At 45.9% G+C, this 16,646-nt stretch carries 9 protein-coding genes and 1 pseudogene; 6 read left to right on the top strand and 4 right to left on the bottom strand.

What is annotated here, in order from left to right; genetic code table 11:
- The first annotated feature begins 94 nt into the window (after positions 1–94).
- The 3 genes from IQ257_RS15585 to IQ257_RS15575 are packed head-to-tail and all read left to right on the top strand — an operon-like array spanning position 95 to position 873.
- Positions 95–304 (top strand): hypothetical protein, encoded by a 210-nt coding sequence (locus IQ257_RS15585; RefSeq protein WP_193874129.1) that lies wholly within the window; start codon positions 95–97, stop codon positions 302–304.
- A gap of 36 nt (positions 305–340) precedes the next feature.
- Positions 341–532 carry a type II toxin-antitoxin system RelE/ParE family toxin gene (locus IQ257_RS15580; protein WP_193874130.1) on the top strand — a complete coding sequence of 64 codons (192 nt, stop codon included), beginning with the start codon at positions 341–343 and terminating at the stop codon, positions 530–532.
- 23 nt (positions 533–555) lie between these two features.
- The gene (locus IQ257_RS15575; protein WP_193874131.1) at positions 556–873 is read left to right on the top strand and encodes a helix-turn-helix domain-containing protein; all 318 of its coding nucleotides are present in this window, start codon (positions 556–558) and stop codon (positions 871–873) included.
- A 146-nt stretch (positions 874–1,019) separates the two neighbouring features.
- On the opposite strand, the gene IQ257_RS15570 is transcribed toward IQ257_RS15575, so the two are convergent.
- The gene (locus IQ257_RS15570; protein WP_193874132.1) at positions 1,020–1,337 is read right to left on the bottom strand and encodes a hypothetical protein; all 318 of its coding nucleotides are present in this window, start codon (positions 1,335–1,337) and stop codon (positions 1,020–1,022) included.
- Positions 1,338–1,464: 127 nt separating this feature from the next.
- Complete coding sequence (locus IQ257_RS15565) at positions 1,465–1,632, bottom strand: hypothetical protein (protein ID WP_193874133.1); 168 nt, start codon at positions 1,630–1,632, stop codon at positions 1,465–1,467.
- 160 nt (positions 1,633–1,792) lie between these two features.
- On the opposite strand from IQ257_RS15565, the gene IQ257_RS15560 reads away from it, so the two are divergent.
- Entirely contained in the window at positions 1,793–3,988 is a 2,196-nt protein-coding gene (locus tag IQ257_RS15560; protein WP_193874134.1) for a transglycosylase SLT domain-containing protein, read from the top strand.
- Between the two features lie 150 nt (positions 3,989–4,138).
- Here the strand turns inward: IQ257_RS15560 and IQ257_RS15555 are convergent, their stop codons facing one another.
- Complete coding sequence (locus IQ257_RS15555) at positions 4,139–5,797, bottom strand: ABC1 kinase family protein (RefSeq protein ID WP_193874135.1); 1,659 nt, start codon at positions 5,795–5,797, stop codon at positions 4,139–4,141.
- A 267-nt stretch (positions 5,798–6,064) separates the two neighbouring features.
- On the opposite strand from IQ257_RS15555, the gene IQ257_RS15550 reads away from it, so the two are divergent.
- Both IQ257_RS15550 and IQ257_RS15545 read left to right on the top strand, forming a co-directional pair.
- Positions 6,065–10,789 carry a PAS domain S-box protein gene (locus IQ257_RS15550; RefSeq protein ID WP_193874136.1) on the top strand — a complete coding sequence of 1,575 codons (4,725 nt, stop codon included), beginning with the start codon at positions 6,065–6,067 and terminating at the stop codon, positions 10,787–10,789.
- Positions 10,786–11,967 carry a sensor histidine kinase gene (locus IQ257_RS15545; protein ID WP_193874137.1) on the top strand — a complete coding sequence of 394 codons (1,182 nt, stop codon included), beginning with the start codon at positions 10,786–10,788 and terminating at the stop codon, positions 11,965–11,967. Before IQ257_RS15550 ends, IQ257_RS15545 begins: the two co-directional genes overlap by 4 nt.
- 95 nt (positions 11,968–12,062) lie before the next feature.
- Here IQ257_RS15545 and IQ257_RS15540 read toward each other — a convergent pair.
- Positions 12,063–16,529, bottom strand: a pseudogene (locus tag IQ257_RS15540) (ATP-binding protein); the annotation flags it as partial.
- Positions 16,530–16,646 lie beyond the last annotated feature (117 nt).

The raw sequence follows: 16,646 nt of genomic DNA, 5'->3' as shown, positions 1-16,646 counted from the left end.
TCCAAGTAACAGCAAGCTCAAGTATTTTACTACTTAGTAAGAGCTAGCTGCTGAATGCAATTTGTACTGGAAATCTGAAGTTTAGGAGATAAACATGATAGAAATTTCTGGTTTGGGTTGGGCAATTATCAAGGTTATTGCTGGTGTTGGTACGCTAATTAATTTCCTTGGGGTTCCTGGATTAAGCGCTGCTGGCATCACCTCTGCACTTGCAGCAATTGGTTCTGTTGTTGGCATGGGAATGTTGGCTGGTATCGTCATGATTGCCGTTGGCGGTGTGATTGTGGGCAAGTTTTGCTTTTAGTGCTGAAGACAATTACTCAGCTTAGACAATCTCTTCATGAGCCATTGGTTTTCTAATGGCTCATTTTCTTTACGCATCAACGACAAGGACAAGAGTTGGCGAATCATCTACCGAATTGACGAAGATGCTATTGTCATCTTAGATGTATTCAACAAAACCACCAACAAAACCCCATCTCAAGTCATTGAGAACTGTAAAAAACGGCTAAAGCAGTATGACGAACTTTGAGGTTCAATAAAGTCACTCTGGTTATGGATGCAGCTAAACGTCAACGTCTAGAAGCGGCAGGCTGGAGCATTGGAGATGCCTCAGACTTTCTCGGACTTTCGCCCGAAGAAGCCACCTACATAGAATTGAAGCTGGCACTGAGTAAGCGTCTTAAGCAGCTTCGGCTCAGCAAACAGCTTTCTCAGGAGGCTCTCGCCCAGCGGATTAAGTCCAGTCAATCGAGGGTTGCCAAAATGGAAGCAGGCGATCCGTCTGTTTCACTAGATCTGCTAGTTCGAGCCTTGCTCTCCACAGGTGCTACAGCTCAAGATCTTGCAGAAGCAATTGCTCCAGGTAAATGAAAGGGCGATCGCCAAATTCGGGATTGCGCTCTCGATTTTCACAGTCAGCGTCATCAAGCAAGAAATGGATGCGCCAAAAAGCAAGAATAAGTCTAGGGTCTTAAGCCCAGGAAGGAGCTAAAACCCTAATTCTGCCTCAGCTAGCGTTATTCTTCATAACTGCGTAATTGCTGCACGATATAGTCCTCAATTTCTTTTCTATCTCTAGCAGTCGCCCCTCTTTGGTAATTTCTCCCCGCGTCTTTTACAAACTTGCGCTTCTCGCTAGACGAGGTGCTTACTTTCAAACCTGAACCTTTTTGTCCTTGTTGCAATGCGTTCCATGTCTCTTCACCCATTGCTTCGCCTACCTGAACGAGAGCCTCTGGCAGCAATCTTTTTGCTTCTTTGCGAAAGTCCTCTTCCGTTTCCAAAGACGACAAATCAACTTGTCCGAAATCAATCTTGATGAGATTTTTCTGCATAGATTCAGTGTTTTCAATATCCCAGCCACACTCTATACTCTAAAGCGCCATTTACTAAAGGAACAAGCTAGATGCTATTCTTCTCGCCAAGACACATCCCCAAACCAACAGTTCTTCACGGGAAAGGTTAAACAGCAGGCGAGTCAACTCCTCTGGCGGTAACTGTAACATCGGTGCGATCGCGGCTGTAGGTTAGGTTGAACTGGGTAAAATCGCCTAAAAGAAACCTATCGACAAAGGGTATCCCTCCCAATATAGGCTTCCTCCCGACATCTGGGGAAGTTGTCGCCGCCATGCTTGCTTTAGCAGGGGTGAGTTCGGATGATAGTCTCTACGACTTGGGTAGCGGGAATGGAAAAAATTCTTTCATCTACACTGATCTGGCACTAACTCGGTAATAGACAGTCAAAATATAAAACAGTTATGTTGTATTCGTATTGGGCGAACGAGGATAAATGCTAAAGGTACGGAAACATACAATTCCTGTGGCAGTTGGGGCAGGGCTGCTGGTATTTACCCTGCTTGGCTCATCACTGCTCATGATTAAAAAGACAGGTTTACTAGAGAAATGGATTGGTGGCGAAACCACTCAAAATCTATTAAGCCCGACTGAAAAAGACGCCAAATCAGCCGTTCTGCCGCTGGTATCCCTGTCCCCTGAAGCTAGGGCAGCCAAACTAGAAGAAATTGCCTCTGGCGGCAAATCTTTCGATCAGCATCGCGCCCGCTACCTGTTGGCATCGGATTTAATTCAACAACAGCAGGGAGAAGCCGCGCTCAAATGGCTGGAAGGACTGGAGACAGACTATCCGATACTGGCATCTCAAGTTGCCCTCAAACGCGCCCAAGCCTATGAAGTGATGGGCGATACTGCCAAAGCTCAACAAGCTTGGCAAGATATTCTCACAACTTATCCGAATGAACCCGCTGCCGCTCAAGCGCTGTACGTGCTGGGGAAATCGAATCCTGAATACTGGAATCAAGCGATCGCACAATTTCCCTCTCATCCGAGTACCCAGGAAATTATTCGCCAGCGGTTGAAAGAAAATCCCAAACAACTGAATTTACTGTTAATTTTGGCAAAGTATACCCCAGATACTCCAGACACGGGGGCAATACGTGATCGCCTGGTGAATGAGTATGCCTCTCAACTGAAATCAGAAGACTGGGAAGCGATCGCCTTTGGCTATTGGGAAACCTGGGAGTATGGTAAAGCGGGGAAAGCCTACGCCAAAGCCCCCCGAACTCCCCGTAATGCCTATCGAGCAGGTCGAGGCTATCACCTGCAAGGGCAGAGAACTGAAGCGAAAGCGGCATACCAACAGCTTATTCGCGAATTCCCAGATGCCAAGGAAACCGGACTGGGGTTGCGGCGTCTGGCTAGTCTTTTACCCTCAAAGGAAGCACTGCCCTACCTCGATCTAGTCATCAGCAAGTTTCCTGATGAAGCAGCAGAAGCCTTACTCACCAAAGCCGAAATTTTGGATGCGGTGGGCAGTTCTAAATCCGCCGCCGAAGCGCGTCAGTCAGTGTTAACCCAATATGCCAGTTCTGACACCGCCGCTGAGTATCGGTGGAAGATAGCGAAAGCTAAGGCAGCAGAAGGCAAGTCAGTCGAAGCTTGGCAGTGGGCGCAACCGATTACTATCGACAGCCCCGATAGTCCCTTAGCACCAGAAGCCGCCTTTTGGGTGGGGAGATGGGCGACTAAGCTGGGACGCCAGAAGGAAGCCAAGGAATCATTTGAACACGTATTAGCTCAGTATCCAGAATCTTACTATGCGTGGCGGTCTGCCCTATTGTTAGGCTGGGATGTCGGCGACTTTACCACTGTGCGCAATATGAACCCAAGCGTGGTTCAACCACCAACGCGAGCGGTTCTTCCTGCGGGTTCTGATACATTAAAAGAACTCCACAAGCTTGGTCAAAAACGAGATGCTTGGGCAGTTTGGCAAACCGAATTTCAGAACCGCCAAGAGCCAACCGTTACCGAACAATTTACTGATGGTTTGATTCGGTTGGGAATTGGAGAGAATCTCAAAGGCATCAATCAAGTTTGGAATCTAAGCCTGCGAGACACACCGGAAGAACGGGAGCAATGGCAAGCACTGCGCTCTGAACCCGCTTACTGGTATACTTTATTCCCATTACCATTTCAGGAGCAAATTGTCAATTGGTCTGGACAACGCCAACTCAATCCCTTACTAGTTGCCGGTCTAATTCGCCAAGAGTCGCGGTTTGAACCGGAAATTCGTTCGGTTGCGGGTGCAACAGGTTTGATGCAGGTTATGCCAGGAACAGGTGAGTGGATTGCTGAGAAAATTTCTTTGAAAGACTACAATTTGAAAAATCCAGATGATAACGTCAAATTAGGCACTTGGTATCTGGATCACACTCACCAGGAATACAGTAACCATTCCCTATTGGCGGTTGCTAGTTACAATGCCGGTCCTGGTAATGTGGCGAAATGGGTCAGGCAGTATGGGTTTACTGATCCGGATGCCTTTATTGAAAAGATTCCATTTCCTGAAACGAAGGGATATGTAGAGGCTGTTTTTGAGAATTACTGGAACTATTTGCGGTTGTACAATCCAGAGGTTGCTGAGTTATTACGGAAGTATTCTACGGCTCAACCCGTGATACCCCAGTAACAAGGGTGATTTTTCCAGATGCGATCGCTCTGACGGGGTCATAGGATACAAGGCTGAGTGCCGATTATACTCTCTCCAGAGTTAAAGAGGGCGATAATTGGTGGTTGAGAGCGATCGCATTTTACTCCCCACTCCCCACAGTTTCCACATTTACTTTAACCGCCCCGACCTCAGAATACTGACAATCAGCCACAACCCTAAAAGACTGGCACTCGTAAACAGGACATTACTAATCACGGATAACTGGTTTGCCTGGGCTCCCCTAGAAATAATCGCGGCTCCCATAATCAAGGAACCGACTACAATGCTAAAGGAGAGTCGATTTGCCGAATCGTCTAGACTGCGACGCAAGGGTTCGATGTCTCGAATTGAAAGATTCCACTTCAGGGTTTCGGAAGTCACTCGGTCTAAAAACAACTCGACTTGGCGCGGGGATTGCAATGAAAGACTTTTAATGTCTAGAGCCGTTCTCAGAAAGGTTTGTACAGGATTGTCTCCGAGTAACTGACGCCGGAACAAATCAGTCATTAGAGGTTTAACTTCGTTGAGGAGGTTAACCTCTGGGTTAAAGGTACGAGCAACACCCTCCAAGTTAGCCAAACATTTCGAGTACAATCCCATATTACTGGGCAACCGAATTTTATTATTCCGGGCAAGCTCAAGGACTTCGTAGAATACCTCACTAAAGTTGATTTGCGATAAGCTCAGGTTGTAGTATTTTCTGAGCATGGTATCGTAGTCGTTTTCCAGGCGCGACATACTCACGGGTTGACCTGCCTCAGACAGTTGCAGGGTGAGTTGAGCGCAGCGCTGGGCGTCTAGATCTACAATTGCCAACAGCATTTCTGTTAAAATCTGCTGGGTGCGGGGGTCTAACCGTCCGACCATCCCACAATCCAAAATGGCGACACGACCGTCATTGAGATAGAATAAATTGCCAGGATGGGGGTCGGCGTGGAAGAAACCGTTAATATAAATCTGCTGGAAAAAGGCACGAAACAGTAGCGTAGTAATCTCTTGCTGCCGAATCTTGCCCTCCTCGTTTATGTTTCTGTTTTGCAAGGCTGAAAACTCTGCTTGCAAAATGGGTATCCCCTCCAGCCATTCCATCACGATTAGCTTTCGGGTTGTGACATCCCAATAGATGCGGGGGACTACAATCTGAGTGGGGTCAAACCAGCGGCTGACGGATAAATTGCGCCGCAACTGGTCAGCATAAGTGGCTTCTTGGGTAAAATCAAGTTCAGCTTCTAGAGCGGTGGTAAACTCCTCGGCTAATGCGACTACATCATAATCTTGTCCAAACTCTGTGCGAGAGACTAACTCTGCCAACCCTTTAATGAGAGAAATATCTTGAGGAACAACATTATCAATGCCGGGACGCTGTACCTTTAGCGCCACATCTTGACCATTACTTAAGGTAGCACGGTGAGTTTGAGCGATTGAACCCGCCGCCACCGATTGCGGGTTGATGTAGGAAAATACTTCCTCTAAAGGCTGTCGCAGTTGTTTCCGAAGCAGAATTTCGATTTCACTCCAGGCTACGGGTGGTACGTTCGCTTGGAGTTCTGAGAGTTCATCAATGTAATCGGCGGGTAATAAGTCGGGACGAGTACTCAATAACTGCCCCAGCTTCACGTAGACGGGGCCCAATTCAGTTAGCACATTACGCAAGACAGCCGGAGGTGGGAGTTGGGGTTCGTCTGTTTTGCCACCGGTGAGGAGTCTCCGCATATAGTCCCAGCCGTTGCGGAAGACGACTTCCAGGATTTCACGCTGCCGAGAACTGTTCTGAGTCAAAGAAAACATTTTTTAGGGCGACAAAGGATAAACCTAATTTTGATAATGCAACAGTTTTTTAGGTTTGAAATCAGTCTCCAGTACTACGTTGCCTTTCTTAATAAGTTTCAGGACATTGAGTCCTCTAAAGTTAAGTTAGGGAGCAGTCTATGTATCCCACGCTATAATATTTGGTTTAGCTTGGGTCTTATAGCTACCCCTTTCTCCTCACGTTATGATAACGGTTCTCTTATTGAGGTGATTGTCTGATTTCATCACGCTTTGAGGTTTTAAGCCATGAATTCTCAAGCGTTCCGTGTCCTTCTCGTTGATGACGACAAAGGGGACTATGACCTTATTAATAATTTATTGCGATCGCTTGAAACCCTTCAAGTTGAACTAGATTGGGTAACTCCCCACTCAGGTGATCAAGCTCCTCGAACCAGTGATATTTATTTAATTCATACCCAGTGTTTTGAGGAAATCAGCCAGACTTGGCTCTCAGCGTTGCTAGAACCCAATTTTCCTACCCCAGTTATTTGGCTGGTTGATACCCCAGAGGCTGGCATCTCGGCACTGGCGGCGGGGGCTGCCGATTACTTACCGCTCAATCAGTTAAGCGCCCCCTTACTAGAGCGATCGCTGCGTTTAACCTATGCCCTTGCCCAAAGCCAAGCTCAATGCCGAAGCTGTGAAGTTTACGAGCGCGTTCAAGTCGAAGCAGACGTGCGACGACAATCTGAAGAATTGCACCAAATTATCCTCGGTGCCATTTCCGATGCTGTCTTCATCACCGATAATGACGGCTTCTTTACCTTCATTTGTCCCAATGTCAGCGTAATTTTTAGCTACTCCTACCCAGAAGTCCAGGAATTCGGCACGATTCATCACCTCTTGGGAGACATGATTGTTGATGAAACTCAACTGCAAACCTGCGGCGAACTCTCTAATATCGAGCGGCAAATTACTGACAAATTTGGCAGAACCCACTCGTTACTGGTTAATGTCAAAAGTGTTGCTATTCAGGGGGGAACACGGCTTTACACCTGCCACGATATTACCGAGCGCAAACAGGCAGAAGCGGCTCTGCAATCTTTAAACGCTCAACTCGATCAACGGGTGAGGGAACGTACCGCCGATTTACAACGGCTAAACGACCAATTAACCGCTGAAATCCAAGAACGTCAATATGTAGAGCAACAACTCTCAATCACCCTGGAAAACTTGCACCAGCAGAATCAGGACTTGCTGGTTACTCGTCAAACCGTAGCATTAGAACGCCATCGCTACCAAGAGTTATTTGAATTTGCCCCCGACGGCTATTTTGTCACGGATACTCGCGGTGTTATCCAAGAGGCTAACCAAGCCGCTGGCACTCTGCTCAACGTGCCTCAAGGTTTATTAGTTGGTAAACCTCTCATTCTCTATGTGACGAAAGCTGATCGGCACACCTTTCTCACTCAACTGCATCGCTTTACCCGACTCTCTTGTAAAACACCGCCAACTAACTATCTTTGCGAATTGCGCCTGCAACCGAGAAAGCGAGAACCGATCACAGTAGCGATCGCTATTTCTGCTATTCAAAACTCATCGGATCGCCTCGTTGGGTTACGCTGGCTGATCCGAGATATTAGCGATCTCTCCGAGGAGCTTCGCTTACGCCAGCAAGCAGAAGCCGCTATTCAAGCGTTAGCCGAGCGATTGCTAACAGTCATTGACACAGTAGATGAAGGCATTACCCTCAGCGATGAGCATGGTAATTTTACCATCTTTAACCAGAAAATGCAAGAAATTACGGGCTACACTGCCGAGGAAGCCAACGCCTGCGGCAATTTTCTAGCAGTGCTTTATCCGGACGTCGAGAAGTACCAACAGGCTGAGGCGGGCATCTTGGAGGTAATGCAGATTAGCAATCGCCGCAATGTTGAAACTACCATTCGCGCTAAAGATGGCACAAGCCGTACCCTTCTCATCTCCACTTCTGTGTTAAAGCTTCAAGGGAATCTATGTTTTTTGAGTGCCTATCGGAATATTAGCGATCGCAAACAAGCCCAAATCACCTTGCAGGAGAAGCAGCGCTTTATTCAAAAAATTGCCGATACCACACCCGTTATCTTATACATTTTCGACTTTATCGAACAGCGCAATGTTTACGTCAACCGGGAAGTGGCTGAATTTCTCGGCTATACCCCCCAACAAATCGAGGCAATGGGAGCAGCATTAATACCCACGCTCTTGCATCCCGAGGATTTAGCGACAGCACCCGCCCGACACCAACGCTGGGATACAGCCCAAGACGGCGATATCCTCTATGCCGAGCTGCGGATGCGGCACGTTTCTGGGGAGTGGCACTATCTCCAATGCCATGAAACCTTATTTGCCCGCACCGCCGATGGCAAACCCCAACAAATCCTCGGTGCTGCCGCAGATATTACCCCACTCAAGCAGGTAGAGACAGAGCTACGCCAAAGCAAGCTGTTTATTGAAACAATTGCCGATGCGTCGCCGCAACTTTTATATATCTACGATCTCACCACTGGGAAAAATATCTATGTGAATCGTCAAAGTACTGAGATATTAGGCTACACGCCGACCGAAATTCAGCAAGCCGGCGATCACTTTTTCCGTGAAAATCTGCACCCAGATGACTTGCACCTGCTTGAAAATCTGCCCCAAAAATTTGCGGCACTGTCGGATGGTGAAGCGATAGAAACGGAGTACCGAGTCAAACACGCCGATGGTTCTTGGCGCTGGCTGAATTCGCGGGATGTGGTGTTTACTCGCAATGTTAGTGGTTCTCCCCAACTCGCTCTCGGCACAGCTATTGATATTACCGATAAGAAGCGGGTTGAACTTGAGTTATTAAAAAGTGAGGCAAAACTCAACACGATTATCAATCGTACCTCCGATGGTATCCTCATTGTCGATTGCCAAGGAATCGTGCGATTTGCTAACCCTGCTGCCGCCAAGCTATTTAACCGCACCCTAACCAATCTACTCGACGCCGAATTTGGCTTGCCGATCATCATTGGCGATACTGCCGAATTACGGATTATTCGCCGTCGTGGGGAATTGGGTGTCGGTGAAATGAGCATTGTTGAAACCGAATGGCAAGGAGAGTCTGTTTATCTGGTTTCCTTACGAGATATCACCGAGCGACGACGGGCAGAAGAGGCGCTACGGGAGAGTGAGCAGCGGTTCCGTCAGTTGGCAGACACGATTCAAGATGTGTTTTGGCTCATTTCCCCTGATACCGAAACCGTGCTTTATGTCAGTCGAGCCTATGAAACAATTTGGGGATTGTCTTGCAACAGCTTGTATGCCCAACCGCAAAGCTGGATCGATGCTATTTATCCAGAGGATCAAGAGGCGGTAAGGGCTGCTAGTACCCAACAGCGCTTTGGACAATCGACGACTCAAGAATACCGGATTATTCGACCGGATGGGGAGATGCGCTGGATTTGCGATCGCGCTTTTCCCATTCAAAACGAACACGAGGAGGTGTACCGTATTGCTGGTATCGCCGAAGATATCACCGAGCGCAAACAGGTAGAAGTTGCCCTGCAACAGGCAAAAGACGCTGCCTTGACTGCTGCGGCTGAAAGCGCCGCCGCTAATCGTGCCAAGGGTGAATTTTTGGCAAATATCAGTCACGAATTAAGAACGCCCCTAAATGCTATTTTAGGGTTTACTCAACTCATGAGCCGCGATCGCTCTTTATCTACCCAGCACCAGAACCATCTCAATATTATTACTCGCTCTGGGGAGCACTTACTGGCATTGATCAATGATATTTTGTCCATGTCTAAAATCGAAGCCGGTCGGGTGGTGTTGCAGGAAAAGAGCTTCGATTTGTATCGCTTGCTCGACACCTTAGAACAGATGTTTCAACTTAAAGCGGCAAACAAGGGCTTACAGCTTACTTGCACTCGCAGCCCTAATGTTCCCCAATACGTGCGCACCGATGAGAACAAATTGCGCCAAGTTTTAATTAATGTATTGGATAATGCGATGAAATTTACGGAGCAGGGTGGCATTTCACTCCAGGTTGAGAGCGGGGATTCACAATCGTATCTGGTGTTTGCGGTGAAGGATACCGGTTTGGGGATTGCAACTGAAGAGATGAGTAGCTTGTTTGAACCCTTTGTGCAAACCGAAACAGGCAGAAACTTGCAGTCAGGAACGGGTTTGGGTTTAGCCATTAGCCGCCGATTTGTGCGCATGATGGGGGGAGATATGGCGATTGAAAGCGTTGTGGCAAAGGGAACGACTGTTAAATTTGAGGTTAAAGTGGGATTAGCCGCATCCGTTAGTATTTTATCACCCCAACCACAACTAGGAAGGATTGCGATCGCCTCAGACCAACCCGCCTATCGGATCTTAATCGTTGAGGATAACACCACCCATCGTCAACTCCTACTCGATTTACTCCAACCCCTAGGATTTGAGGTGCAAACTGCCCAAAACGGGCAACAAGGAGTAGTGGTGTGGGAGAATTGGAAACCTCACTTAATTTGGATGGATATGCGAATGCCTGTGATGGATGGGCAGGAAGCCACTCAATTGATTCGGGCAAAGGAAGAGCGTAATAGTCAGGGGAATTTTCCAGCTACCGTTATTATTGCTATCACGGCTAGTGCCTTTAAAGAGGAAATCGAGGGGTTTCTCGCCGCAGGTTGCAACGATGTGGTGATTAAACCCGTTCAACAGGATGTCATATTGGCAAAAATAGCGCAACATTTAGGAGTGCGTTACCTCTGCGACGTGTCCCCTTCCTACGCAGATAGAGACATTTCAGCGACACCATTTCAGTTCCTCACCTCTACCGATTTAACCGTGATGCCTGTCGAATGGATCGCTCAACTTCACCAGGCAGCTCGAAACCTTGATGCCGAGAGCATGAAAAGACTCATCCAGGCAATTCCTGAGTCTCATGCTCCCTTAGGAATTGCCCTGGCAAATTTAATGGATGAGTTTCGGTTTGACCGAATAATGGATTTAACTCAATCGAATAGGTTATGACTAGTTCCTATACTGATAAATCCCAAGGCTATATTTTACTGGTTGATGATCAACCGGACAACCTGCGCCTGTTGTCCATTACCCTAATTGATGCTGGGTATAACGTCAAAAATGCCATTAGTGCTCAGATGGCGTTAATTGGTATCCAAACGACGCTGCCAGAACTGATTTTGCTGGATATCATGATGCCGACTACCAACGGCTATCAACTCTGTCAGCAGTTAAAAGCTGATGCCCGAACCCAGGAAATTCCGATCATTTTTTTGAGTGCCTTGGATAATGACTTAGATAAAGTAAAAGCCTTTGAGTTGGGGGGGGCTGATTACATTACGAAGCCCTTTCAGGTGCAAGAAGTGTTAGCCCGTGTCAAAAATCAACTGACTATCGTGCGGCAGCAGCAGCAAATTATTGAGCAAAATCTATATCTCCAGGAACTCAATACCAAACTGAGGCGCTCTAATACTGATTTAGAGCAGTTTGCCTCTATCGTTTCCCATGATTTGCGATCGCCTTTGCAAACGTTAAAGATGTTCGCTCAGTTACTTACCCAGAAGTATAAAAGCCATTTGGATAAAAAGGCGAATCACTACATAAGTCGCATTTTAGAAGCGGGCGATCGGATGGAGCAGCTCATTCAAGATTTATTGAACTATGCCCGCATTGAAGCCAATGCCATTGAGTTTAAATCCATTGACTGCAATACAGTTCTAGAATTGGTATTAGAAAATTTAGAACTGGAGTTAGACTCCACTAAATCTGTCATTACCACTCAGAAATTGCCAACTGTACTGGGAAATTTAACACAACTCACCCAACTCTTTCAAAACTTGATTTGTAATGCCATCAAATTCCACCGTCCCCAAGTTTCCCCTCAAATAAAAATTTCAGTTGAACCGAGAAAAAAAAACTCGGATCTAATCGGTACAGAAGCAGAGAATGAGGAATGGCTATTTGGAGTGCATGACAACGGCATCGGTATAGAATCTTCCTATTTTGACCGCATCTTTCAAGTTTTTCAACGTCTGCACACCGAGAAAGAATATCCCGGTACGGGTATCGGTTTAGCCATTTGCAAGAAAATTATTGAGTGCCACGGCGGCTGTATCTGGGTAGAATCCTCTCCAGGTATCGGTACAACTGTTTACTTCACCATTCCGATACCATCTCCCTGTAAATAAGTAGCCTGGCTGATGTGCCAAAGGGACAATTAGCTGGGAAAATGGGGACAGTCATAGATTTAATGACCCGACTGCCGATAGAGAATCGGTATTCCTTACCCAGGCTTTTTGGCTTGAGTAATTGGCAGCGCGATCGCAAACTCTGTGGTTTGCTCCGGAGTTGAATGACACGTCAGTTCGCCACCATGTCTTTCTACCACAATTTGGTAACTAATAGATAACCCCAAACCCGTACCGCTACCGACAGGTTTCGTGGTGAAAAATGGGTCAAATATTTTAGAGTGCAATTCTGGGCTGATCGCAGAACCATTGTTAGCCATGCGGATGACTACCCTGTTGGGTTCAGCTACTTCAGTGCGAATCCAAATTGTGGGAGATTGTTCATTGCTTCGACAAAGTTCAGCAACCTTGCTATCAACGATGTAGCCTGCTTCTTGCGCTAGGGAGTAGGATGAATCACGAACATCTTCTAAAGCATCTATGGCATTATTCAAGATATTCATAAAAACTTGATTGAGTTGAGCAGCATAACACTCAACTTCGGGTAGTTCGCCATACTCTTTAATGACTTGAATTTCCGGGCGATGGGATTGTTGTTTTAGGCGATGCTGTAAGATGACTAAGGTGTTATCGATGCCTTGATGAATATCGACTCGCTTGCACTCTTTTTCATCAAGACGGGAAAAGTTTCGTAAAGACAGCACGATCTGCATAATCCGTTCGGCACCTTGTCTGATTGATACCAGCAGTTTGGGAAAGTCTTCTGCAATAAAACCGGGTTCAATCGCGTCGATTTGTTCAACAATCTCTGCAACAGGTTCGGGGTAGTACTGCTGATAGAGTGCAATGAGGTGGAGCAAGTCCTGTGCGTATCCTGTTGCAGGAGTGATATTGCCGTAGATGAAGCTCGTGGGATTGTTGATTTCGTGGGCAATACCCGCTACCATTTGCCCCAGACTCGACATTTTTTCGGCTTGAATGAGTTGGGTTTGGGTGCGTTGCAAGCGTTCTAGGGTCTGTTTTAGCTCTTGGGCTTGCTGGCGTAATGCTTCTGTCCGTTCGGCAACTTGAGCTTCGAGGATATGATTGTAATCCGTTAAAAGTTTTTGTGCTTGTTTGCGATCGGTGATGTCTTGAAAGGCGACAAGCGCATAAGCAACGTTACCCTTATCATCAAAGATGGGCGTTCCCCGACTCTCTATGGGAATCACCCGATCCGGCTGGTGGATTTCTACATCATCTGCGATCGCACTTTCCCCCCTCAACGCTCGCACGATTGGCAGTTGCTCACTCGGATATTGTTGATCGGTTCCTGCGATATAGAGTTGATAAACCTCTCCCAATTGCTCGGCTGTAGTTGATGGCACGACTCCTTTACCAAGTAACTCTATAGCCGTTCGATTGCCGTAGTAAGGTTTCCCGCTAGCATCCAGCACTCCGATGCCTACGGGTATGGCTTCTAGGAATTGCTTTAGCCTTCTCTCACTTTCACGGACTTCAGCGTAGAGTTTGGCATTGGTAATGGCGATCGCAGCTTGCCCGGATAATAGTTGTAAAATTTCCAACCTGTCAGGCGTAAAAGCACCAATGGTGAGATTGTTCTCTAAATAAACAATACCGCTTAATTGACCTTGGTTAATCAGCGGCGCACACAAGATAGATTTAGTTTGACGCGCTTTGATATAAGAGTCATTTAGATTTGGGATTTCACTGGCAGCATCGTTGAAAACGACTGTTTCCTTCGTGCGGACAACATAGTTGATGATGGATGCAGGTAAGTAGTTTTCAAGAGAGAGTGACTGCAACACGGGGGTATTTTCTGAGTTAACAGTACCCGAAGCTTCAATAACCCATTGTCCCGCTTTTTCTAAAAGGAGAAAGCCTTTTTGCGCCCCAGTATTTTCGAGGATAATCTTCATCAAAGAATCGAGTAAGTTATCCAGCACAATCTCACCGGAAATTGTTTGGGAGGCTTTCATCACCGTAGCTAAATCTAATGTTTCGCCGGACTGACTGTTAGTGGTAGTTGTAGAATGTATCGTACTTGTAGAAGTCAAACTTTTCGCCGTCGATGATTTTGTCAGTAATTGTGGGTATTTTGCTTCTAAATCGTTGATCTTTGCCTTTGCCCCCCAGATTGTGTAGGTGTAGTGTGCCTCTTTCATATAGGTTATGGCAAACCTCAACCTGCCACGCTCTAAATAAAACTTGGCAGCTAACTCATAAGCTAAGGCTTCTTCTTGAAGATATCCATTCTCCTTGGCTGTGTCGATCGCTTGTTCGTAATACTCTTCTGCTGTTAGAACTTGTCCTAAAAATCGTGCTTTTTCTGCTTCAACTAAATTAAATTTGTGTAGAAAATTCATCGGGGCATGATGCGCCCAGTGCTGCATTTTTGCTTGGTTGGAGTTCACGCGCTCAAGCCAAGCCTCTTGTTCCGACTTGGAAGCATTAATAAATAATCTCAAACGTGCCAGAGAATCATAAAAGTAGAAGATAGGTATAACTAGCTGTGCTATCACACCATCTAAATACTGTTCTGCCATTGCCGCGTTTTCGACGGCTTGATGATACTCACCAAAAAGGTAACATAAGATTAGTTTATGTAAATATAATAAATACAGTTCAGTTCTGTCATTTGCTGCAATAGCACGGCGTAGCGATCGCTCCTCATTGTAGGCATCACCCATTAAACTTGTAGGATTTTCAGCCTGTCCCAATAAGTTAAGGACTACCTGCCATAATGTTGCAGTCCAATTCAAGTGGTTTTCTCGTCTGAGTTGGCTGATAAGCTTACTATATGCTGCTATTTTTTGTTGCAGTTCCGTAAGTTCACGACCGATAAAATATAAAGCGTTGCATTTATAAAATGCACTCCCACTAGCAAATTCCAAGTCTCCATTTTCCACTCCGCTTTGATAGCTTTCACTCAATATTGGTAGTGTTTCCCTGAGATGTTTTTTCCAGAAAATTACATGGACACTGAATACTTCAAATGCCCTTGCTATACTTTTTGTAGCATTTAAACGTTCTATTAAATTTAAAGCAAGTTTGCCAAATTTATAACCTGAATTAATGTCTTGAACGACTCCACACAAAAATCCTCCGTAACCTACATAACCGAAGATTGAGCTGGTGGCATTACCATGTTTTATAGATAGATTAGTCTGTGATACGATCAGGAGCAGCATCAGTTCAGGAGCTGTTATATAAGAAGCAAAAGATATACTCGACATGATATGAATAACTGCTTGTGATTCGGGTTCTGTCATTTGGGGCAGATTAATTAAATCTTCTATGTCCCGTCCAGCATAGAGTGAAGCAGTTTCCTCAAATGCTCTTTGAATATCTAATTGACTGGGATTTTCTGGTAAACTTACTCCCAACTGCTCCAGCACTTGCAGCCCAATTTTAATCGCTTCTTTGAGCTTTGTCCGCGACACAGCCGCTTGAATTTTGCTATTGTAAACTTTAACTTTGTCCAGTGTTGTTTTGGCGTGGTTTAGTACCACCTCTGCCAATTGCTCCATCGCTATAAAATCGCCATTGAGATACGCGGCTTCTACGGCTTCTTCATAGAGAGCTAAAGTTAGGTTATACTCACTCTGCCAACTCTGGGTACTCAGCAGTTTTATACCCATATTAAAATAGTCCACTGCTGCACCATAAGCGGTTGCGGCTTTAGCTTTTTCTCCTGCCATCAAATTCAATTTAGCAATTTCATCTAGCTCTGGTTGATGGGTAACAAGTTCAACACCCAGATTAAGATGATCGATGATCTTAAATATCTCTTCTGATAACACCTCTGGCTGAGTATTTTGCAACAGCAGACGACCGATTTGTAAGTGAACGACTTGTTTTTGTGCTTCATCAATCAAGGCATAAGCCGCTTGCTGAACTCGGTCGTGCAGGAATTTATAATCTTGGATTAACAGTTCTGTATTGAACTCAGATACAGGCAAAATTAATCCTGAATGAATTGCTATCAATAAGTCTGGAAAAATTACCGATTCCGATTTTTCGCAAATGATGGAGAGGGTGTTTAAGTTAAAATTAGCACCAATACAAGCCGCCAAGCGTAAAACTTCCTGAGTGGATTCTCGCAGTTTCTTCAACTTAGTGATGGTCAATTCCACTACGTTATCAGTAATGTTTTTGGCTTCAATTTGAGCAATATCCCACTGCCAAAGACTCTCACCCCCCCTAGCCCCCCCTTGGTAAGAGGGGGAATTGAGTGAACCCTCTTGTACTCCTCCCGAAGCAAGTGCATCATCTTGTACTCCCCCCAAAGTCAGGGAGTCCTCTCTTACTCCCCCCTTAACAAGGGGGGCTGGGGGGGTAAACACAAGTAAATTCTCAGCATATAGAGTTTTCAGAAATTCATTTACAAAGAAAGGATTCCCTTCAGTTTTCCCCTTCACCAATTCGGCTATTGGTTTTACCGAGTCAGTATCGCTGTGTAACGTATCAGCAATTAAATGACTAATATGCTCTAGTTCTAAAGGTGCTAAGGTAATCTGATTAATCGTTGCTTGATGACGGCGCAATTCATCCAGGGTAAGAGCATCTCAATCAGGCTTGACAAAAGGAATCAGAAGAATTTAATGTGTGGTCAAGATTTAATGTGTGGTCAAGAAAACAAGAAGTGAGAACTCGAATCATATAATCATTATCCATAG

Source organism: Coleofasciculus sp. LEGE 07092, from assembly GCF_015207375.1.
GTDB lineage: Bacteria > Cyanobacteriota > Cyanobacteriia > Cyanobacteriales > Coleofasciculaceae > LEGE-07092.
This window is presented reverse-complemented; position numbering and strand designations above follow the sequence as displayed.